The following is a 19,675-nucleotide window of genomic DNA, read 5'->3' on the forward strand; positions in this document are numbered from 1 at the left end:
CGGCGTCGACAGGAGCCATGTGAACCATGTGTTTGCGTGGGAGCAGCCGACGCCGATGACCGGCTGGCTCGAAGGCGCGCACTGCCGAAACAGTCCGCTATAGGTTAAATCAATGTGACAACTCTGCGCTGAATGTCAAAGGTCGGACCAAGAAGAAAGCTGGTTCGAGACGCGACCCGACGTCTCGGCGGTCGACCTGCAGTCCGGAATATGGCGTAGACGGGCAAGACGCAGGGATACGGCAAAGGCCCAAGGCTCAGCAGCCTTGGGCCTCGTGATCGGTCGGGTCGCTAAGAGCTCAGGCGCCTTCGACGGTCAGTTGGACGTCGACATTGCCGCGGGTCGCGTGGCTATAGGGGCAGACCTGCTCATGTGCCTCGTTGCAGAGCTCCTGCAATTCAGCCTGGGGCAGGCTCTTGTCGGTCACGACGAGCTTGACCGCGAGACCGAAACCGCCGGCGTCGCGCGGGCCGATGCTCACGGCGCATTTCACGATCGCGCCAGTCGCGTCCTTCTTGTGCTGCTTGGCAACGAAGTCGAGCGCTCCGCCGAAACAGGCCGCATAACCGGCCGCGAACAGATGTTCGGGCGTGCTCGTGTTGGGCTTGCCGGGGCCGCCCATCTCCTTCGGGACCGACAGCGAGACGCTGACCGAGCCGTCATCGGCTGACGTGGTGCCGTTCCGACCGCCAGTTGCCGTGGAGTGAGCCGTGAAGAGGGGTTTGATGTTCGACATCATGGAGACGTGCCTTGTTGTTGCGTTCCGGTCGATCCTGTCCGGACGCGATCGCTATAGCCTGGATCACGTTTGCGGACCATCGGGGCCCCATTACATTGGGCGCAATTTAATTGAACGAGGCCGGTCGGTCGCGCGGAAAAAGTCGCCTTGACAGCATTGGTGTCGAAGCTTAGCCGCGACGGAATGAGTTTATCATCGTCCCTCACGTCGCCCCGGACCACGAGCTTCCCAGGAGGCTTGCGCGAGCTTGCGCCGCGCTACGATACGCTGCTGTGTGATCTTTGGGGCGTGGTCCACAATGGACGTCAGATGTTCGCCGCGGCCATCGATGCCTTGCAGAAATTTCGGGCGGGTGGAGGTGTGGTCGTCTTCATCACCAATGCGCCACGTCCGCAGGGGCCTGTGCTCGATCAGATCTTCGATCTCGGCCTGCCGCGCGACGCCTTCGACGACATCGTGACCTCCGGTGACGTGACCGTGAAATCGATCGCGGCGCGCGGGACCGATCCCGCTTATCATATCGGGCCGCCGCGCGATCTTGCGCTGTTCGAGGCGGTCGAAGCCTTGACCGGTGTCGCACCGCCGGTCGTCGGGCTCGAGGAGGCCGCCTATGTTGTCGTCACCGGCTTGGTTGACGATGCCGTCGAAGTGCCGGCCGATTATGCCGCACGCCTCGCGGAGATGCGCCGACGCGGGCTTTTGATGATCTGCGCCAATCCGGACATCGTGGTCCATGTCGGCGATAAGCTGATCTATTGCGGCGGCGCATTGGCGCAGGCCTATGCGGCCATCGGCGGCGAGACGTTCCTGGCCGGAAAACCGCACGCGCCGATCTACGAGGCCGCGATCGAGCGCGCGTCGCGTGCGCGACATGGGGTTCCCATCGATCGAAATCGCATTCTGGCGATCGGCGATGCACTCCACACCGATGTGGCGGGCGCTTCCGCGCAGCAGATCGACGTCTTGTTCGTCACCTCCGGCATTCATCGCGAGGAACTTCATCCGGGCGGCGATCGCGATATCGATCGCCTCGCCTTCGCCCAGCGTCTCGCCGATGCGGATCATCGGCCGTTAGCCGCCATGCCGCATCTGACATGGTGAGCGGCGCCGATCGGCACTAGAATAAGGCGTCGGGGCTTCGGGTCCGCGAGGATTGATCAAGATCTTGACCATAGACACGCGCGACCAACCACATGGAGAGACGCAGGCGCGGCCCTCCGTTGCGTCGCCCATCACGGTCTATGACATGCAGTGGGACCACGGCGACATGCCGACCGCACTGCGAGGGGCCGTCGTGGCCATCGGAAATTTTGACGGCATTCATCGCGGCCACAAAGCCGTCATCGAGCGTGCCAAAGCGTTGGCGATGCAGATGGGTCGGCCTTGCGCTGTCTGCACCTTCGAGCCGCACCCGGCCGATTATTTTGGGCGCGGCACTGCGCTGTTTCGCCTCACACCCGAAACCGCCAAGGCGCAGGCGCTGTCTCGGGTGGCGGTGGACGGCATGATTGTTCTGCCGTTCGACGCAAGAATGGCGGGCCTGTCGGCGGCGGATTTCGTCAGCACGATCCTGGTCGAGCGTCTCGGCATTGCGGCGGCCGTAGTCGGTTACGATTTTCATTTCGGCAAAGCGCGTAGCGGCACGCCGGCCTTCTTGGCCGAAGCCGGGCAAAGCGAGGGGTTCACGGTGGAGATCATCGACAAGATTTCGGCCGATCCGGCCGGCGATCTTTCGGCCGTTTCGTCGACGGCGATCCGCAACGCTTTGGAAAGCGGGGAAGTGGCACGGGCCGCCAAGCTGCTGGGCCATGATTATTTTGTCGTCGGCGAGGTGCTGCACGGACAAAAGCTCGGACGAACGCTCGGCTATCCGACAGCCAATATGCGCCTCGATCCGACCTCCCGCCTCGCGCATGGGATTTATGCCGTCACGGTGCGGGTTCCGGGCTGGTCCGGCGGGGGTGTCGCAAGTTTCGGACGCCGGCCGACTTTCGACAATGGCGCGCCGCTGCTCGAAACCTACATTTTCGATTACACCGGTGACCTTTATGGGCAGACGATCGAGATCGGTTTCGTCGACTGGATCAGGGGTGAGGCCAAGTTCGACGGCATCGACGATCTGATCCGCGCCATGACGGTCGACGAGGCCAAGGCCCGTATCGCACTTGAGCGCCATGCTCGAGGCGAACCTGAGCGGCCTGCAATCGAGACACGATGAGCGGATGGTCGGCGTGAGCGACAGGTTCGACGTTGCGGTCATCGGCCTTGGCGGTATGGGCAGTGCCGCAGCCGCTCATCTCGCTAGCCGGGGCCAGCGCGTCATCGGCATCGAGAGCCATTATCCGGCTCATGCCCTGAGTTCGTCGCATGGCGACAGTCGCCTGATCCGTCTCGGTTATTTCGAGGACCCGGCTTATGTGCCACTGCTTCGCCGTGCGTATCAAAATTGGCGCTCGCTCGAGATGCGGACCCGGCAACAGATCCTGACCGTGACGGGCGTTCTGCAGATCGGGCGAGCCGATAGCGCCATCGTGGCCGGCTCGCGCGCCGCGTGCCAATTGCACGACCTGCCGTTCGAAATGCTCGATCCCGCCCGCGTCGCCGAGCGCTATCCGGCTTTCGGGCTCGATGCGGACGAGGTTGGGCTGCTCGAACCACAGGGCGGCTATCTGCGACCCGAGCGCGCCATCATGGCTCACCTCAAGGTCGCGGCCGAGGGCGGGGCGGTTCTCCGCTTTAACGAGAAAGTCACGGCCATCGAGCCGGACGATGCAGGTGTCACGATCGCGACGCCGCTCGGCCAGTTGCGCGCCCGAACGGTCGTGGTGGCGACAGGACCCTGGATCGCCGAACTCGTACCGGATCTGAAACAGGTGGCGCAGCCCATCCGTCAGGTCGTGGCCTGGTACCAGCCGGGTGACGTTTTTGCGGTCACGCCGGACCGTATGCCCGTGTTTCTCCGTGACGAAGGGGAGGCGGGGTCTTATTTCGGCTTCCCCGCGATCGGACCGGATGGCTTCAAGGTCGGCAAACATTGCCATTTCATGGAGCCGGTCGACCCCGACCAGCCGAATGCGCCGGTGAACGAGCGCGATACGGCGCTGCTCGACGACTTCGTGGCGCGTCGTCTGCCTGGGACAGCGGGGATGCGGCGAGCGACGACGACCTGCCGCTATACGATGCTGCCCGGCGAAGACTTTCTGATCGACCGGCTACCGTCCGACCCGCGCGTGATCGTCGCCTCGCCCTGTTCCGGTCATGGCTATAAATTCGCCAGCGTGATTGGTGAAATCCTCGCCGATCTCGTGATCGACGGCGGCTCCGATTTGCCCATCGCGCTGTTTTCGTTGGCGGCGCTTCAGCGGGCGCGGGGTCGGGCCAACACCGTCTAACGTCCGCGATTGGCGAGCGGCAGACCCGGTCGCAAGACGCTTCACACGGTCTGGCGCTTCTGCTAACCAACGTTCATGCTCGGTTTCATCATGCCTTTCGTCAGGCGTTGGATTAGGTCGGCCCGCGCCTGATCGAGGAAGCGGGCCGGAAAAACCGGCGCGTGAGCGCTCTTCATCCTTTCCGCCAGGGCTCAAACGAACGCCAGTCCCGTGAGCCGCTTGGCCTCGAACGACGGCTTTCTTCACGATGCAAGACACGCCCGCCCGCTCCGGCTCCGCTTCCGCCGACGAGCATGATTATGCCGCGACTCTGTTTCTGCCGCAGACCGACTTTCCGATGCGGGCGGGGCTGCCGCAAAAAGAGCCTGCGATCCTGGAGCGATGGAGCGCGATCGATCTCTACGGCAAGCTTCGCGCCGCCTCGAAAGGCCGCGACAAGTTCGTGCTGCATGATGGGCCGCCTTATGCGAACGGCAACATCCACATCGGGCATGCGCTCAACAAGCTGCTGAAGGACATGGTCACCAAGTCCCAGCAGATGCTCGGACGCGACTCCAACTATGTACCCGGCTGGGATTGCCACGGTCTGCCGATCGAATGGAAGATCGAGGAAGAGTATCGCGCCAAGGGACTGAACAAGGACGAGGTGCCGAAGGTCGAGTTTCGCCGCCAGTGTCGCGCCTTCGCGCAGCGCTGGGTCGATATCCAGCGGGAGGAGTTCAAGCGGCTCGGCATCGTCGGTGATTGGGGCCACCCTTATGCCACGATGAGCTTTCCGGCCGAGGCGCAGATCGCCCGCGAAATCATGAAATTCGCGGCCAATGGCACGCTCTATCGCGGATCGAAGCCGGTGATGTGGAGCGTCGTCGAAAAGACCGCGCTGGCCGAAGCCGAGATCGAATATGAAGACTATACCAGCGACACCGTCTTTGCGGCGTTTCCGGTGCTGCGATCTTCCTCGGCTGATATGATGGACGCGTCTATCGTCATCTGGACCACGACGCCCTGGACCATGCCGGGGAATCGCGCCATCGCGTTCTCGTCGCGTGTGTCATACGGGCTCTACGATGTCACCGAGGCCGCCGACGACAATTGGGCCAAGGTCGGGGCGCGCTACGTGCTGGCCGATACGCTTGCGGCCGGGCTGTTCAAGGCTGCGCGGGTCGTTGCCTTCCAGCGGATCGGCGACGTGTCGTCCGAGACCTTAGGCGGCACGCTCTGCCGCCACCCCTTCGCCACGACTTTGCCGGGCTATGACTTTCCGGTGCCGTTGCTCGAAGGCGACCATGTGACCGACGAGGCCGGCACGGGCTTCGTGCATACCGCGCCAAGCCATGGCCGCGAGGATTTCGACCTCTGGATGGCAAGGACTCGTGAGCTCCTGAGCCTTGGGGTCGATACCCGCATTCCCTACACGGTCGATGCCGACGGGGTCTATACGGCTGATGCGCCGGGGTTCGAAGGCAAGCGCGTCCTGACCGAAACCGGGGCGAAGGGCGACGCCAACGAAGCCATCTTTGCGGCTCTGCTCGCGGCCGGCACGCTCGTGGCGCGCGGCAAGGTCAAGCATCCCTATCCACACTCGTGGCGTTCCAAAAAGCCGGTCATCTTCCGCAATACGCCGCAATGGTTCATCGCGATGGATCAACCTATCGCCGGTATGAGCCTTGGAGGCAGCACGGAGGCGAGCGACGCGGCGCTGTCGAACGGCGGCCCGACCTTGCGCGAGCTCGCGCTCGAAGCGATCGCGCAGACCAAATGGGTGCCGGCGAGCGGCGAAAACCGCATCACCGGCATGGTCGCCAACCGGCCCGATTGGGTCGTGTCGCGCCAGCGTGCCTGGGGCGTGCCGATCGCGATCTTTGTTCGTGAAGTCAAGGGCGGCGCGGTCGAGATCCTTCGCGACGAGGCTGTCAATGCCCGCGTGATCGCGGCCTTCGAGGCAGAGGGCGCCGACGCTTGGTATCGGGAAGGGGCGCGCGAGCGCTTCCTCGGCGATCTGTCCGGCGAGGCTTGGCAGCCGGTGCAGGACATCCTCGATGTGTGGTTCGACTCGGGGTCAACCCATGCGTTCGTTTTGGAAGATGCCGTGCATTTCCCTGGCCTCGCCGGGATCAAGCGGCGCGCTGTCGGCGGAACCGACGAGGTGATGTATCTCGAAGGCTCCGACCAGCATCGCGGCTGGTTTCATTCGTCGCTGCTCGAAAGCTGCGGAACGCGCGGCATTGCGCCCTACGACATCGTCTTGACGCATGGCTTCACGTTGGACGAGCGCGGCCGCAAGATGTCGAAATCGCTTGGCAATCAGACGTTGCCGCAGGACATCATCAAGGTCAGCGGCGCAGATATCCTGCGGCTGTGGGTGGCGGGCGTCGACTATTCGGACGATCAGCGCATCGGGCCGGAAATCCTGAAAACCACGTCCGATACCTATCGAAAGCTTCGCAACACCCTGCGCTGGATGCTCGGCACGCTGGCGCATTACCGGCCCGAGCAGGCGGTCGATCATGACGCGATGGATGAGATCGACCGGCTCATGCTGCACCGGCTCGCCGAACTCGATGTCGAGGTGCGGGACGCTTATGCGCGTTTCGACTACAAGCGAATCGTGGCACGCCTGTCGGCCTTCCTCAACACCGATCTATCGGCCTTCTACTTCGATGTCCGTAAGGACTCGCTCTATTGCGACCCGCTATCCAGCACCAAGCGGCTTGGGTCACTGACCGCGATCGAACATATTTTCCGGAGCGTCGCGGTCTGGCTCGCGCCGATCTTGTCCTTCACCTGCGAGGAGGCATGGCTGAACCGCTACCCCGATGCGGTTTCGGTCCACCTCGAATCATTTCCTGACATTCCAGCGGCGTGGCGCGACGACGCGCTGGCGTCCAAGTGGGATGCGATCAGGCGGGTGCGTTCGGCCGTGACCGGAGCGCTCGAGATCGAGCGGGCCAACAAGCGGATGGGGTCCTCGCTTGAAGCCGCGCCGCACGTCTTCGTTGACGATGCCGCATTGGTGGCGCTGCTCGGCTCGGTCGACTTCGCCGAGGTCTGTATCGTGTCGGATATCGCGGTCGAAGCCGGTCGCGGGCCAGACGAGGCTTATCGGCAGCCCGACGTACCCGGCGTCGCGGTGCTGCCGCGTCGCGCCGAAGGGCGGAAATGCGCGCGCTCGTGGAAAATCACCCCCTCGGTTGGTGGTGATCCCGATTATCCGGACGTGACCCCGCGCGACGCGCTCGCGCTGCGCGAGCTCGCGGCTCGTGACACCGCCTTGCGCGGCAGCGCGGCCTGATGCCGATCCGCGTTCTCGGGCTTCTGGTCGCTCTAGCGGCTTTGGCGGCCGATCAAGCATCGAAACTGTGGCTGTTGTTCGTTTATGATCTCGGCAGCCATCAGCCAGTGCGGCTGTTGCCGTTTCTTGATCTCGTCCTCGTCTGGAACCGCGGCATCTCTTACTCGCTGTTCACGACCGATAGCGAACGGGGCAGGGTGATCTTGCTGGCCGTGACGCTGCTGGCGACGGCGGCGCTCGTGGTCTGGTTATTTCGGGTGCACAGCCGGTTCACGGCGGCGGCGCTGGGCCTTTTGATTGGCGGCGCGCTCGGCAATGCCTATGATCGGTTTGCCTACGGGGCGGTGGCGGATTTCGTGTGGTTTCACGCGGGAACGTTCTCGTGGTATATTTTCAACGGTGCGGATATCGCGATCGTGATCGGCGTCATCTTGCTGATCTACGAGTCGATCTTCCAACGAGCCGCCTCCAAAATGCCGTGAAGCCTCGGCATCAACCGACAATATGGTCAGGCGCCATGACCACATCGACCTGGTATCGGCGCAACAAGAAGGAGTTCGCTTTGGCCCATCGTTCTAAGACAACGCGAACCGTCATCTTGGGTGCTGCGCTTGCGAGCGGCCTCGCCTTTGCGGGAACCCCGGCGCATGCGGCCGATGACGGTTATGACAACGTGTTCTCGTCCGTGCTGACCGCCACGGGTTTGCTCCACGAGAAGACCTCTCCGGACATCGAATATCGCGAGCGGCCGCCGCTGGTTCTCCCGCCCAAGGCTGGGTTGGTGGCACCGGTGAAGCAGGGCGCCGCTCGGCCGAGCTCGTGGCCGCAGGATCCCGACGTGTTGAAGCAGCGCAAGGCTGCCGAAGCAGCCCGTGCGCCGATGCTCGATGGTTTCGCCAATTCGCGGGACGGTGTGCTGTCGAAGGAAGAATTGATGCGCGGCCGCGTTGCTGGCGGCCAAGGTGGCGGCCCCGACGAGTGCGGTGGGTTCGCCAACAACAACCGCTCCTGCAACCTGCTCAGCCCGGACGAATTGAAGGCGCAAGGCGACCGCTACAATGCGATGGTGGGCGCTGACAAAAAGTCGGATGTCGTCACGGCTGGTGTCGAGCCGGATCGCGTTTACCTGACCCAGCCGCCGCGTGGATATTTGAAGGCGACTAAGACCGTGAAGGTCACGGCGGAAGCGCCGCGCGAGATCGTCGACGAGTCAAATCCGAAGGCCGCCAACTACTATCGCGCCCCCACCAACGAGTAAGTCTCGTCAGGCTCGTCGGGGCGGCCTTGCCCTCCCCGACGCCGTTGCTTAGAACGCGCTCTTGATCCTTCGACGCCTTGGCGAACGGCCTGGGGTCGAACCAACCAGATCGAGCGTCGTCCGTTTCCCTCTTTGATGTCATCGGGGCCGGCCGCTCGAGTGCGAGAGCCCCATGTCGACCGATGCTCCGGCCAACAACGAGACCGTCAAGCCGCGCCTGCCGCGTGGGTTGATCGACCGCGGCCCGCTTGATCTTGCCGCGACCGATCGGATGTTGTCGGCCATTCGTGAGAATTACGCGCTCTACGGTTTCGAGGCGGTCGAAACACCGCTGATCGAATATACCGACGCGCTCGGCAAGTTCCTGCCCGATCTCGATCGGCCCAACGAGGGGGTTTTCTCGTTCAAGGACGACGACGAGGCTTGGCTGTCTCTGCGCTATGATTTGACCGCGCCGCTCGCCCGCTACGTGGCCCAGAATTATGACGCGCTGCCGAAGCCCTATCGCAGTTTTCGCGTCGGGCAGGTGTTTCGGAACGAGAAGCCGGGTCCGGGTCGTTTCCGCCAATTCATGCAATTCGACGCCGATACGGTCGGGTCCGCCTCTGTCGCGGCCGATGCCGAAATGTGCGTCATGGCGGCCGTGACATTAGAGAAGCTTGGCATCCCGCGCGGCGACTATCGCGTCAAGGTCAATAATCGCAAGGTCCTCGATGGCGTCATGGAGGCTGCTGGTCTCGGCGCGCCCGATCAGGCCGGACGACGACTGACCGTGCTCCGCGCGATCGACAAGCTCGATCGGCTGGGTCCCAACGGGGTTCGGGCGCTGCTCGGGTCGGGGCGCCGCGACGAGAGCGGCGACTTTACCAAGGGCGCCGGACTTGATGAGGCGGCAATCGCCACGATCCTGGCTTTTACCGAGGCTGGAACCGACACCAACGACGCGACGCTGGTCAACCTCGCCGAGGTCGTGGCTGGCTCAGCGCGCGGGCAGGAGGGGGTCGCCGAACTGCGCGAGATCGCGGCTCTGGTGGTGGCTGCCGGCTGCGGCGAAGATCAGGTGATCCTCGATCCATCGGTCGTGCGTGGGCTCGAATACTATACAGGTCCGGTCTTCGAGGCCGATCTCACCTTCACGGTTCAGGGCGAGGACGGGAAGCCCGTCCGCTTCGGATCGGTCGGCGGCGGGGGGCGCTACGATGGCTTGGTGGCGCGTTTTCGCAACGAACCCGTTCCGGCTACCGGATTTTCCATTGGTGTATCGCGGTTGTTCGCGGCCCTGAAGGCGGTCGGTAGCCCGATCGTTGTCGGCGGTCCTGCGGCCGGACCGGTCGTGGTTCTGGTGCTCGATAAAGATCAGCTGCCGCATTATCAAGGTTTGGTGACGCGGCTGCGCGAGGCGGGCGTGCGGGCCGAACTCTACCTCGGGCAGTCCGGCATGAACGCGCAGCTGAAATATGCCGATAAGCGCGCCAGCGTTTGCGCCGTCATTCAGGGCAGCAACGAGCGTCAGGCCGAGGGCGGGGCGACCGTCATGATCCGCGATCTCGTTCTTGGGGCGGAACTCGCCAAGGGCAGCAAGGATCGCGACGATTATCTCGACTTGCGCCAAAAGGCACAATTTCCAGTTTTGGAGGCCGATCTCGTGACGGCTGTTCAGGAGGTTCTCGCCCGCCACGCCTAGACCCCGGGGTGCGGCTGTTGCGGACTATTGACTCTCCGTCCCGAAAGCGGTCGCGCCAAGGAGCCGCGCTTGTTACAAGCGCGCCAATGACGTGTCGGACGAGCATTACCCTCATGGGGCGCACGATCCGACGCTCGACCGGAACGACGAGGACGCACGGTTGACGATGAGTTCGGAACAGACGGCGGTGTCGATCGGCGATCGACGTCAAGCGGCCCTCTTGGCGCGGTTCGCAGCATCCGGCTACGAGCCCATCGACTTGCCGATCCTCGGCCCGGCCTCGGTCTTTATCGATTTTTCCGGTGAAGAGATCCGCTCGGGCTTGTTCCTGACCAGCGATGACGCGGGTGCTGAACTGTGTCTTCGCCCCGAATATACGATCCCCTTGTGCCGCGCTTATCTCGATTCGGATCGCGCTGGCCGACAGGCCAGCTTCGCCTATTGTGGTCCCGTATTCCGGTCGCGGCCGGGCCACGCCGCCGAGAGTGTGCAATCGGGAATCGAGAGTTACGGGCGGGCCGATATCGCGGCCGCCGATGCCGAGATTTTGGCGCTCTCGCTGGAGGCGGCTGCGGCGGCCGGCACCGCCGGTCTCGCGATCCGCGTCGGAGATGCCGGGCTTGTGTCGCGCGTCTTTCAAGCGTTCCGTCTTCCAGAGAGTTGGCAGCGTCGGCTGCGGCGTGGGCTCGACAAGGGCCAGACGATCGACACGATCATGAACGGGGCTCCGAGCGCGATCGGTGACCATTCGGGCGTGTTGGCGGCCCTGACCGGGACGGATCAGAAGGGCGCGCGGGCGCTCGTCGAAGATCTCTTGTCGATCGCCGGCATCGCATCGGTCGGTGGCCGCTCCGCTGCCGAGATTGCCGAGCGTTTTCTGGTTCAGGTGGCCAACAAAGCATCGCCGGCTTTTGCCGACGAGCAACGGCACAGCCTCGACCGCTTTCTGGCCATTGATGGGTTGCTCGACGACGCCTCCGCCAAGCTACGCGCTTGGGCCGGCGAGACCGGGCTGGACCTTGGCGACGCTCTCGACCTCTTCGATGACCGCATCAATTTCATGGCGGCCTGCGATATCGACATGGATGCGCTGGTGTTTGAAGCCTCGTTCGGACGCAACCTCGATTACTATACCGGCTTCGTCTTCGAGGCGCGGCGCCCCGGCGCAGTTCAGGAGGGCGACGACGTCTTGATCGGCGGCGGGCGCTACGACCGCTTGGCCGAACAACTCGGCAGTCGTGAGCCGATCGCGGCCGTCGGCGCGTCGATCTGGGTCGACCGCCTCGGCGAAACGTCCCGCGAAGGAGCGATCCGATGAGCGACGCCTCCACCACGCCGTTCGTTGTTGCAGTCCCGTCCAAGGGCCGTCTGCAAGAAAACGCGGCCCAGTTTTTTGCCCGTGCCGGTCTCACGCTCGTGCAAGGCCGCGGGGCGCGCGATTACCGCGGCACGCTGGCGGGGTTTGACGGCCTCGAGGTCGCCTATCTGCCGGTCTCCGAGATCGTCGCAAGTCTCAAGGACGGATCGGTCCATCTCGGGGTTGCGGGGGAGGACCTGATCCGCGAGGCGATGCCGGATGCCGACGCCCGCGTCGAATTGCTGGCGCCCCTCGGCTTTGGCAATGCGAATGTCGTCGTGGCGGTGCCGCAAGCCTGGATCGACGTCCGGACGATGACGGACCTCGAAGATGTGGCGGCGATCTTTCATGCACGACGCGGTCAGCGGATGCGGGTCGCGACCAAATATATCGATCTCACGCGGCGCTTCTTCGCCCAGCACGGGGTCAGCGACTACCGTATCGTCGAAAGTCTCGGCGCGACCGAGGGGGCTCCGGCCTCTGGCACGGCGGAACTGATCGTCGACATCACGACGACGGGCGCGACCCTCACGGCCAATGCGCTCAAGGTGCTCGATGATGGTGTCATCCTGCGATCCGAAGCTAATTTGGTCGCGTCGATGCGAGCCGACTGGAGCGAGCCGCATCTCCGCACCGCACGGGCGATTTTGTCGCGCATCGCGGCTGAGGAAACGGCGCGGCAAACGCGCGACGTCATTGCCGATTTTCTAGATGTCCGCGATGGTCTCGGGCAAGAGGCGGCCGAGCGTTTCGGCGCCACGCTTCTTAGCGAGGGAAAGCGGGAGGTGACGACCTTCCGATGCAAGCGGCGCGACGCCGCGTCCTTGGCCGAATGGCTCATCGAGCAGGGCGCCCATGCGGTTTCGGTCCGCAGCAACGATTATCTGTTCGCGTCGGATAGTCCCTTGTTCGATACGCTCGTTCATCGCGTTCGCCGAACGTAAAACGGCGCGACCCGAAGGCCGCGCCGTGTGAACTGACGAACAGGGATCAGGACAGGCCGACCGCGGGGTCCGCTGACCGATCCCGATGCTTCGTCTCAGGGCTCGCTGCCTTTGGCCTTCACGTAATACCACGGCTCCGGAGCCACGGTGGCCTGCGGTACGGCGGTGATCACCGTCCGGCGACCAGCCACTCGAGCGGGCGCTTCGGCTGTTGCGTAGGGAAGATCGTAGTCGGAGGGGCGCGACGTTGCCCGGTAGTCGCTCGCGCCGACCGAATAGTGATTATGGACGTTGATGGGACGGGACGGAGCAGACTGGGCCAAGGCCGCAGTCGAAGCGAGCATCACACCCGCAACAGCGATGTAGACTGCTTTATTCTGCATGAGACGTGCTCTTCGGTTTCAGAGGTTTGTTCCTCAGACCGCGAGCTTTGACCCCCGCACCGATCTTGAGCAATCGTCTTGGCGCTTGGCTGCTATGCACAGGAAACAGGCTTGATTTGTCAAGTAATTGATCATGTTGAATAATGTACCGATCGGTATTCGTGCGATCAAAAGATCGTGAACCGATTGGGTTGGGTGGCTCGGCCGGCAAAGCGCTTTGCACCGCTTTGCGCAGCGGTTTAGATAGAGTTTGTACGGAGTAAGGTTGCGTGATGATCGATTTTCGACTCGTTCTAACGGCTGTCGCTTTGATCGGGCTCGGTGTTCCGGCCATTGCAAGTCCCCGTCATCCGGCCGCCAAGGCGGCAGACGCGAAGCCGACCACGCCAGAGAAGGCATTTCCGCTCGGCAACACGTGGATCTTGCAGTCGATCAACGGCAAGGTCCCGGTCGGCGAGGCGCCTAGTTTTGCGCTCGATACGACCATGCGGGCGACCGGCTTTTCGGGGTGCAACACCTTCTCGATGGCGCTTTATCCGGTTAAGGACCAGAAGCTCGCGGCAGGCGCGATCGCGCTGACGCGCAAGACCTGCGACAAGGCCACCATGCTGGCCGAGCGCGACTTTCTGGTCGGACTTCACTCCCTGCCGACTTGGCAAGCCTCCGACAACGGCGACCTCACCATCAAGGGTCGCACCGGCGTTATGCAGTTTCGACGCGGTATTTGACCGGGGCGGGGTTCTCAGTCGGGGCGGAAGTGTTTGGATAATTTCAGGCCCTGTGCCTGATAATTCGAGCCCGACGCGGCGCCATACAGCGACTTAGGGCGCTCCGAGAGACGCTCATAGAGCAGGCGGCCGATGATCTGCCCATCCTCCAGAATGAACGGCACATCGCGGGAGCGGACTTCAAGCACCGCTCTGGCGCCCGTGCCGCCCGCCTCCGACGCGCCGAAGCCGGGGTCGAAAAAGCCCGCGTAATGCACGCGGAACTCGCCGACGAGCGGGTCGAACGGCACCATTTCGGCCGCATGATCGGCCGGAACATGCACGGCCTCCTTCGAGGCCAGGATGTAGAATTCGCCCGGATCGAGCACGAGCTCCTTGCGCGACCGGAGCGGAAGCGGCTCCCAAAAATCGTGCAGGTCGTAGAGCCCGACGGTGTCGACGTCGATCAGCCCGGTGTGGCGTTTGGCGCGGTAGCCGATGAGCCCGCGGTCGAAGCCACCGAGATCGACCGAAAGCGCCACGCCACCCGCGATCGAGGGCATCGAGCCGGACACCAGGGTGTCGCGTCGATGCAGCGCGAGATGCGCGGCATCGTCGAGCCGCGACTGCCCGGCGCGGAAGCGGATCTGCGACAGGCGCGATCCTGCCTTCACACGCACCGGAAAGCTGCGCGGGCTGACTTCGAGGTAGAGCGGCCCGGCATAGCCGGCCTCGACGAAGTCGAATTCCCGCGCCTGATCGGTGATGACGCGCGTGAAGACGTCGATACGGCCGGTCGAACTCTTCGGGTTGGTGGCGGCCGAAATCGAGGCCGGAAGGTTAAGGGTTTCGTCGAGCTCGACGATCGTGACGGTCCCGGTCTCCAGCACGACGGGGCTCGACAGGTCCATTTCGTGCGAAGGCTGGCTTGCGATGCAGGCTTCGACGGTTCGGTTCGGACCGGGCAGGAAACTGGCTCTCACGCGCCACGCCCGCGTGCCGAGCCGAAGATCGAGGCTCGCCGGTTGCACCAGATGCTGGTCGGGTGCCGCTGGCGTGGTCGACACGATGGCGCCTGCGGCCGCCAAGGCCTCGATCTGATGCTCCGCGAGAAGGCCGGGCGGGAAGAGCGGCGAAGTCGTCATGATTGTCGAAGTCGTTCCTTGAGCGCGGACGTTGTCGATCGGGACCGTAGCGTTACGGCAAAGGTTCGTTGACGCCAAGCGCCGCCGGTCTATAGTCCAGTCATCGAAGTGGTCATTTGAGCCGGCTGGCTTGCCGCCACGTTAAACAAAGCGCTAAAAAGCCGGGTCGCCCGAACGGCCCCGCTTCGCGTTTTTAACGCAGACGCCCTTCCGCGTCTTGCCAGCCGCGCCCGTTTGCACCTCGCTCCTGCATTCGGAGGATTTGTGGACAATTCCAACACCAACACCCGTTCGGCTCTGCGGCCCGCCACGCGCCTCGTTCATGGCGGCACCATGCGGTCGCAATTCGGCGAGGTCTCCGAAGCCTTGTTCCTGACACAAGGCTACGCCTACGACTCGATGGAGGCGGCGGAGGCGCGGTTCAATGGCGGAGATCCCGGCTTCGTCTACTCGCGCTTCTCGAACCCGACGGTCGCCATGTTCGAGGCCCGTATGGCGCTTCTGGAAGGTTGCGAGGCCGCGCGCGCCACGGCGACCGGGATGGCGGCCGTGACGGCCGCGATGATGGGGCAGGTGCAGGCGGGCGACCATGTCGTGGCCGCCAAGGCGCTCTTCGGGTCCTGTCGCTACGTTGTCGAGGAATTGCTGCCGCGGTTCGGCGTGGCGTCGACCCTGGTCGACGGCGAGGATCTCGATCAATGGCGCGCTGCCATGCGGCCAGAGACCAAGGTGGTCTTTCTGGAAAGCCCAACCAACCCGACCCTCAGCCTCGTCGATATCGCGGCTGTGGCCGAGATCGCCCATGCGGGCGGCGCTTTGCTCACGGTCGATAACGTCTTCGCCACGCCGATGCTGCAGAGCCCCTTCGAACTCGGCGCCGATTGCGTCGTTTATTCGACCACCAAACACATCGACGGGCAGGGGCGCTGCCTCGGCGGCGTCATCCTCGGCTCGCAGGACTTCATCGACAGCAAGATGCAAACTTTCCTGCGGCAGACCGGGCCGGCTCTGTCGCCGTTCAACGCTTGGGTCATGTTGAAGGGGCTCGAAACGCTGCCGTTGCGCGTCGCGGCGCAAGATGCGAGCGCCAGCCGCATCGCCGATTTTCTGGCCGATCACAAACAGATCTCCCGCGTCATCTATCCGGGCCGCGACGACCATCCACAGGCCGAACTGGCTCGGCGTCAGATGAAGGGCGGCGGGACGCTGGTGGCGTTCGATGTGGTCGGCGGTAAGCCGGCGGCATTCCGCTTCGCCAATGCACTGAAGGTCATCCTGATCTCGAATAATCTCGGCGATGCCAAAAGCCTGATCACCCACCCGGCCACGACGACGCACCAGCGTCTCAGCGCCGAGGTGCGCGCGGGTCTCGGGATCAACGACGCCATGCTGCGGTTGTCGGTCGGGCTCGAGGACGTGCATGATTTGCTCGAAGACATCGGACGGGCGCTCGACCACGCCGATTGACCATCACGGCGAACGACCCTCGCGAAAGAACGCTCGAGGCCATTTTTTTGCGGCGCGTCCTCTAGTAAGGTCGTTCGGCACGATACGGCTTTGGGCGGAGCTTCGGCATGTATACGGCAGTGACGCACGACATTCAGGTCTCGGTCTTCCCCGAATATCTGGCAGACCGGTCCGACCCGAAAAACGACCGCTACTTCTGGGCCTATACGATCGAGATCGCCAACATGAGTCGGCTGCGGGTTCAACTGCTGTCCCGCTACTGGCAGATCACCGATGCAAACGGCCATGTCGAGGAAGTGCAGGGGCTGGGCGTCGTGGGGGAACAGCCGGTTCTCGAACCCGGCGAGTCGTTTCGCTACACATCGGGATGCCCGTTGACGACGCCAAGCGGCATCATGACCGGCACCTACCATATGGTCGACGACGCCGATCACACCTTCCCGGTCGCGATCCCGCCCTTCTCGCTCGACAGTCCGCAGACCAAGCGGGTGTTGAACTAGGCCGAAAGGCCCTCGCAACACGCATTGATGAACTGCTGGATCAGTCGCGCGCGCTCGACCTCGATGCGGCAGCGAAGACTTCGCCCTTCCCGGGTCTGCATGACCAGTCCGATGCCGATCAACTGCGCGAGATGATGCGACAGGGTCGATTTCGGAATCCCGACCTGATCCTGGATCTCGCCGACGGAATGGCCTGTCTCGCCTGCTTTGACCAGCAGGTTGAAGATCTGCAGCCGGTGCGGATGGCCGAGTTCGGCAAGGCAGCGGGCCGCTTCCTGAAAAGCGAGTGGTTTCTGAGACGGTTCGAGGCTCATCTACATCCTTCAAGCGAGGATGGAGCCGCGCCTGTCCATCGATCGACGCGGGGGTGCCGCGTCTTGGTCTGATCGGTGGTCGGCAGGATCAGCCTGTCCAATGGGCCCCGCCACAGACCGATGAACGATCGATCGAACAGACGAAACACCGCACGCGCCCTCGATCGATTTGATAGTTCTAGAATATTAGGAATATAAGGTTTCGGTCAACCCCGGAGCTTCCGCATGTCTGTTCAGACCGTCCCCTCTTTGACAACCGGAAGCTGTCTTTGCGGCGGCGTCCGCTTCACCATCCACGGACCGCTGCGTCCCGTGACGGTCTGCCATTGCCTCATGTGCCAACGGGCCAACACTCACGATGGAGCCTATACGGCTTGCGCGCCCGATGCGCTGGAGCTGCGTGAAACCCGCAAGCTGAAATGGTATCGATCCTCGCCGTCCGCGCGGCGCGGCTTTTGTTCGGGCTGCGGCGCGCAACTATTCTGGGAGCCGACGGCTCGATCCCACATCAGCATATCGGCCGGCAGCCTCGATCGACCCAATACTCTGGTGGAGGGGCGACATATCTTCTGTGAACAAATGGCGGCCTATGAGCCGGTCGCGGCTCGCCACTCCGCTGCGATTCCGGCTTGCGATTGACACGCTCGCCCACGACCCGCTACCACACGCTTGTCCAAAGGTCCCGCAAGGGATGGCCCGGCAACGGGCCTAGGGAATGCGGTGCGGGCCTCGGCCCAAGACCGCAGCTGCCCCCGCAACTGTAGGCGGAAAGTTTCGGCGTCATCAGAGCCACTGGGTTCCGCGCGAGCGGTCCGGGAAGGCGACGTCGAAGCGTTCGTATCCGCGAGCCAGGAAACCTGCCTCAGGTCACAAGAAGCGCGCGCCGGGCGGGGTGTCCTGGAGGCTGTTCGGTCGAGCGTTCTGCTTCCGACCCGATGATCCGGCATTCCTGCTGGAGCGCACCACCCGTCTGAACGCGCCGTGATGGCGTGAGGAGAACTGGGTGGAGCCGACACCGACGATCCCCGATCACGACGCTGCATCCGCTCCTGTGCGGGTGATGGTTTGCACGACATGCCGGGCCGAAGGCGAGCCGAGCTTGCCGATGGAGGACCGCGCCGGTGCGCGCCTCTTCCGCGCCCTCTCCGACGCGACGAGCGCGGATGCCCGCGTCGACCTCGTGCCGGTGGAATGCCTCAGCGTCTGCAAGCGGCCCTGCACGGTGGGTTTCGCGGCGCCCGGCAAGTGGACCTACATCTACGGCGATCTGCCGGCCGGAACCGCCGCGCCGATCATCCTCGACGCGCTCAAGCTTTATGCGGCCGCCCCGGATGGACTGATCCCGTGGAAGCTGCGGGTCGATGCCATCAAGAAGGGCGTCGTGGCCCGTCTGCCGCCCGCTCCCGCGTCCGAAACAGGAAAGACCCTCGTATGACATCGCTCGCCAAGGTTCCGGTCACGGTCGTGACGGGCTTTCTGGGTGCCGGGAAGACGACCCTCATCCGCCATATCCTGGAAAACGCCGGCGGTCGCCGTCTGGCGTTGGTCATCAACGAATTTGGCGACGTTGGGGTCGATGGCGACATCCTCCGGTCCTGTGGGATCGAGTCCTGCCCGGAGGAGAATATCGTCGAACTCGCCAATGGCTGCATCTGCTGCACGGTCGCTGACGACTTCGTGCCCGCCATCGAGGCCCTGTTGGCGCTGACGCCGCGCCCCGATCACATCATCGTCGAGACATCCGGTTTGGCCTTGCCGAAGCCGCTCGTCAAAGCCTTCGATTGGCCGGGAATTCGGGCGCGTCTGACGGTTGATGGCGTCGTGGCGGTCGTCGATGCGGCCGCCGTTGCGGCCGGCCGATTCGCCGACGATCCCGAAAAGCTCGCGGCGCAACGAGCTGCCGATGCGTCTGTGGATCACGATAATCCGCTCGAGGAGGTCTACGAGGATCAACTTCTCTGCGCCGACCTGATCGTGTTGAACAAGACCGATCTGGTGAGTGCCGAGGAGCTTGGCCGCGTGAAAGCCGAGATCGCCGCCACCATTCCGCGTGCCGTCAAGGTTGTGGCGACGCAGGACGGCATGCTCGATGCCGCGATCCTGCTCGGGCTCGACGCCAAGGCCGAGGACGATCTCGCGGCGCGGCCCTCGCATCATGATGCGGAAGAAGGCCACGACCACGACGATTTCGATAGCTTCGTGCTGGCGCTGCCGGCGCCGAGCGACCCGGAGGGTCTGCTGGCCCGCCTCGCAGAGGTCGCGGCCAAGCATGACGTGCTGCGGATCAAAGGCTTTCTGGATCTGCGCGGAAAGCCGATGCGGCTCTTGGTGCAGGGTGTCGGCACGCGGTTCCGCCAACAATTCGACCGGCCTTGGCGAGCGGGCGAGGTTCGGCAGGGGCGCCTGGTTGTCATTGGCCAAAAGGGCATCGACCGTGCGGCTATCGAGGCGGACCTCTCGGCCCTGACGGCGGAGGCAGCCTAACGGCCGACC

Annotated in this window: 19 protein-coding genes and 2 riboswitches; of the genes, 15 read left to right on the forward strand and 4 right to left on the reverse strand. The window is 63.8% G+C overall.

Going from position 1 to position 19,675, the window contains the following annotated elements:
* Positions 1-298: 298 nt before the first annotated feature.
* Positions 299-736 carry an organic hydroperoxide resistance protein gene (locus LGH83_RS01435; protein WP_207388224.1) on the reverse strand — a complete coding sequence of 146 codons (438 nt, stop codon included), beginning with the start codon at positions 734-736 and terminating at the stop codon, positions 299-301.
* Positions 737-922: 186 nt separating this feature from the next.
* Between LGH83_RS01435 and LGH83_RS01440 the strand changes: the two genes are divergently transcribed.
* The 9 genes from LGH83_RS01440 to hisG all read left to right on the forward strand — a co-directional run bounded on the left by LGH83_RS01440 (position 923) and on the right by hisG (position 12,666).
* Positions 923-1,840, forward strand: coding sequence for a TIGR01459 family HAD-type hydrolase (locus LGH83_RS01440; RefSeq protein WP_227400333.1), 918 nt, complete (start codon positions 923-925; stop codon positions 1,838-1,840).
* A gap of 145 nt (positions 1,841-1,985) precedes the next feature.
* On the forward strand, positions 1,986-2,957 hold the full coding sequence (locus LGH83_RS01445) for a bifunctional riboflavin kinase/FAD synthetase (RefSeq protein ID WP_413771138.1): 972 nt from the start codon (positions 1,986-1,988) through the stop codon (positions 2,955-2,957).
* Between the two features lie 13 nt (positions 2,958-2,970).
* On the forward strand, positions 2,971-4,131 hold the full coding sequence (solA, locus tag LGH83_RS01450) for an N-methyl-L-tryptophan oxidase (RefSeq protein ID WP_227400335.1): 1,161 nt from the start codon (positions 2,971-2,973) through the stop codon (positions 4,129-4,131).
* Positions 4,132-4,378: 247 nt separating this feature from the next.
* Positions 4,379-7,423, forward strand: a complete 3,045-nt coding sequence (gene ileS, locus LGH83_RS01455) for an isoleucine--tRNA ligase (RefSeq protein ID WP_227400336.1) — start codon at positions 4,379-4,381, stop codon at positions 7,421-7,423.
* Entirely contained in the window at positions 7,423-7,905 is a 483-nt protein-coding gene (gene lspA / locus LGH83_RS01460) for a signal peptidase II (RefSeq protein ID WP_227400337.1), read from the forward strand. The genes ileS and lspA overlap by 1 nt, the downstream gene beginning before the upstream one ends.
* Before the next feature lie 35 nt (positions 7,906-7,940).
* Entirely contained in the window at positions 7,941-8,681 is a 741-nt protein-coding gene (locus LGH83_RS01465) for a hypothetical protein (protein WP_227400338.1), read from the forward strand.
* 172 nt (positions 8,682-8,853) lie between these two features.
* The gene (gene hisS, locus LGH83_RS01470) at positions 8,854-10,365 is read left to right on the forward strand and encodes a histidine--tRNA ligase (RefSeq protein WP_227400339.1); all 1,512 of its coding nucleotides are present in this window, start codon (positions 8,854-8,856) and stop codon (positions 10,363-10,365) included.
* A 166-nt stretch (positions 10,366-10,531) separates the two neighbouring features.
* A complete protein-coding gene (locus tag LGH83_RS01475; RefSeq protein WP_227400340.1) occupies positions 10,532-11,683 on the forward strand; it encodes an ATP phosphoribosyltransferase regulatory subunit in 1,152 nt (383 codons plus the stop codon).
* Positions 11,680-12,666, forward strand: coding sequence for an ATP phosphoribosyltransferase (gene hisG / locus LGH83_RS01480; RefSeq protein ID WP_227400341.1), 987 nt, complete (start codon positions 11,680-11,682; stop codon positions 12,664-12,666). Before LGH83_RS01475 ends, hisG begins: the two co-directional genes overlap by 4 nt.
* 95 nt (positions 12,667-12,761) lie before the next feature.
* Here hisG and LGH83_RS01485 read toward each other — a convergent pair whose 3' ends face one another.
* Positions 12,762-13,049: a hypothetical protein gene (locus LGH83_RS01485; RefSeq protein ID WP_131116034.1), complete on the reverse strand. Its 288-nt coding sequence runs from the start codon at positions 13,047-13,049 to the stop codon at positions 12,762-12,764.
* A gap of 272 nt (positions 13,050-13,321) precedes the next feature.
* On the opposite strand from LGH83_RS01485, the gene LGH83_RS01490 reads away from it, so the two are divergent.
* Positions 13,322-13,777, forward strand: coding sequence for an META domain-containing protein (locus LGH83_RS01490; RefSeq protein WP_227400342.1), 456 nt, complete (start codon positions 13,322-13,324; stop codon positions 13,775-13,777).
* 14 nt (positions 13,778-13,791) lie between these two features.
* On the opposite strand, the gene LGH83_RS01495 is transcribed toward LGH83_RS01490, so the two are convergent.
* Positions 13,792-14,901 (reverse strand): 2'-deoxycytidine 5'-triphosphate deaminase, encoded by a 1,110-nt coding sequence (locus LGH83_RS01495; protein WP_227400343.1) that lies wholly within the window; start codon positions 14,899-14,901, stop codon positions 13,792-13,794.
* Positions 14,902-14,999: 98 nt separating this feature from the next.
* Positions 15,000-15,078: riboswitch (SAM riboswitch) on the forward strand.
* 156 nt (positions 15,079-15,234) lie between these two features.
* On the opposite strand from LGH83_RS01495, the gene metZ reads away from it, so the two are divergent.
* Together metZ and apaG are read left to right on the forward strand one after the other, a co-directional pair.
* Positions 15,235-16,368 carry an O-succinylhomoserine sulfhydrylase gene (gene metZ / locus LGH83_RS01500; RefSeq protein ID WP_264479165.1) on the forward strand — a complete coding sequence of 378 codons (1,134 nt, stop codon included), beginning with the start codon at positions 15,235-15,237 and terminating at the stop codon, positions 16,366-16,368.
* A 107-nt stretch (positions 16,369-16,475) separates the two neighbouring features.
* On the forward strand, positions 16,476-16,868 hold the full coding sequence (apaG, locus tag LGH83_RS01505) for a Co2+/Mg2+ efflux protein ApaG (protein ID WP_227400345.1): 393 nt from the start codon (positions 16,476-16,478) through the stop codon (positions 16,866-16,868).
* On the opposite strand, the gene LGH83_RS01510 is transcribed toward apaG, so the two are convergent.
* Entirely contained in the window at positions 16,865-17,182 is a 318-nt protein-coding gene (locus LGH83_RS01510; protein WP_207388219.1) for an ArsR/SmtB family transcription factor, read from the reverse strand. The genes apaG and LGH83_RS01510 overlap by 4 nt on opposite strands.
* A gap of 225 nt (positions 17,183-17,407) precedes the next feature.
* Here LGH83_RS01510 and LGH83_RS01515 point away from each other — a divergent pair, with 225 nt between their 5' ends.
* The 3 genes from LGH83_RS01515 (at position 17,408) to cobW (ending at position 19,666) form a co-directional block, all read left to right on the forward strand.
* Positions 17,408-17,821, forward strand: a complete 414-nt coding sequence (locus tag LGH83_RS01515) for a GFA family protein (protein WP_227400346.1) — start codon at positions 17,408-17,410, stop codon at positions 17,819-17,821.
* Positions 17,822-17,842: 21 nt separating this feature from the next.
* Positions 17,843-18,062: riboswitch (cobalamin riboswitch) on the forward strand.
* Between the two features lie 123 nt (positions 18,063-18,185).
* Positions 18,186-18,617 carry a DUF1636 domain-containing protein gene (locus LGH83_RS01520; RefSeq protein WP_319799588.1) on the forward strand — a complete coding sequence of 144 codons (432 nt, stop codon included), beginning with the start codon at positions 18,186-18,188 and terminating at the stop codon, positions 18,615-18,617.
* Positions 18,614-19,666, forward strand: coding sequence for a cobalamin biosynthesis protein CobW (cobW, locus tag LGH83_RS01525; protein WP_227400347.1), 1,053 nt, complete (start codon positions 18,614-18,616; stop codon positions 19,664-19,666). Before LGH83_RS01520 ends, cobW begins: the two co-directional genes overlap by 4 nt.
* The last annotated feature ends 9 nt before the right edge of the window (positions 19,667-19,675 follow it).

It is taken from the genome of Lichenihabitans sp. PAMC28606 (genome assembly GCF_020616535.1).
In the GTDB taxonomy this organism is placed as follows: Bacteria; Pseudomonadota; Alphaproteobacteria; order Rhizobiales; family Beijerinckiaceae; genus Lichenihabitans; species Lichenihabitans psoromatis.

Excerpts from the sequence above, each read along its gene's own strand:
- LGH83_RS01435 (WP_207388224.1), bottom strand. The coding sequence starts at position 736 with ATGTCGAACATCAAACCCCTCTTCACGGCTCACTCCACGGCAACTGGC.
- LGH83_RS01440 (WP_227400333.1), top strand. The coding sequence starts at position 923 with ATGAGTTTATCATCGTCCCTCACGTCGCCCCGGACCACGAGCTTCCCA.
- LGH83_RS01445 (WP_413771138.1), top strand. The coding sequence starts at position 1,986 with ATGCAGTGGGACCACGGCGACATGCCGACCGCACTGCGAGGGGCCGTC.
- ileS (WP_227400336.1), top strand. The coding sequence starts at position 4,379 with ATGCAAGACACGCCCGCCCGCTCCGGCTCCGCTTCCGCCGACGAGCAT.
- lspA (WP_227400337.1), top strand. The coding sequence starts at position 7,423 with ATGCCGATCCGCGTTCTCGGGCTTCTGGTCGCTCTAGCGGCTTTGGCG.
- LGH83_RS01465 (WP_227400338.1), top strand. The coding sequence starts at position 7,941 with ATGACCACATCGACCTGGTATCGGCGCAACAAGAAGGAGTTCGCTTTG.
- hisS (WP_227400339.1), top strand. The coding sequence starts at position 8,854 with ATGTCGACCGATGCTCCGGCCAACAACGAGACCGTCAAGCCGCGCCTG.
- LGH83_RS01475 (WP_227400340.1), top strand. The coding sequence starts at position 10,532 with ATGAGTTCGGAACAGACGGCGGTGTCGATCGGCGATCGACGTCAAGCG.
- hisG (WP_227400341.1), top strand. The coding sequence starts at position 11,680 with ATGAGCGACGCCTCCACCACGCCGTTCGTTGTTGCAGTCCCGTCCAAG.
- LGH83_RS01485 (WP_131116034.1), bottom strand. The coding sequence starts at position 13,049 with ATGCAGAATAAAGCAGTCTACATCGCTGTTGCGGGTGTGATGCTCGCT.
- LGH83_RS01490 (WP_227400342.1), top strand. The coding sequence starts at position 13,322 with ATGATCGATTTTCGACTCGTTCTAACGGCTGTCGCTTTGATCGGGCTC.
- LGH83_RS01495 (WP_227400343.1), bottom strand. The coding sequence starts at position 14,901 with ATGACGACTTCGCCGCTCTTCCCGCCCGGCCTTCTCGCGGAGCATCAG.
- metZ (WP_264479165.1), top strand. The coding sequence starts at position 15,235 with ATGCGGTCGCAATTCGGCGAGGTCTCCGAAGCCTTGTTCCTGACACAA.
- apaG (WP_227400345.1), top strand. The coding sequence starts at position 16,476 with ATGTATACGGCAGTGACGCACGACATTCAGGTCTCGGTCTTCCCCGAA.
- LGH83_RS01510 (WP_207388219.1), bottom strand. The coding sequence starts at position 17,182 with ATGAGCCTCGAACCGTCTCAGAAACCACTCGCTTTTCAGGAAGCGGCC.
- LGH83_RS01515 (WP_227400346.1), top strand. The coding sequence starts at position 17,408 with ATGTCTGTTCAGACCGTCCCCTCTTTGACAACCGGAAGCTGTCTTTGC.
- cobW (WP_227400347.1), top strand. The coding sequence starts at position 18,614 with ATGACATCGCTCGCCAAGGTTCCGGTCACGGTCGTGACGGGCTTTCTG.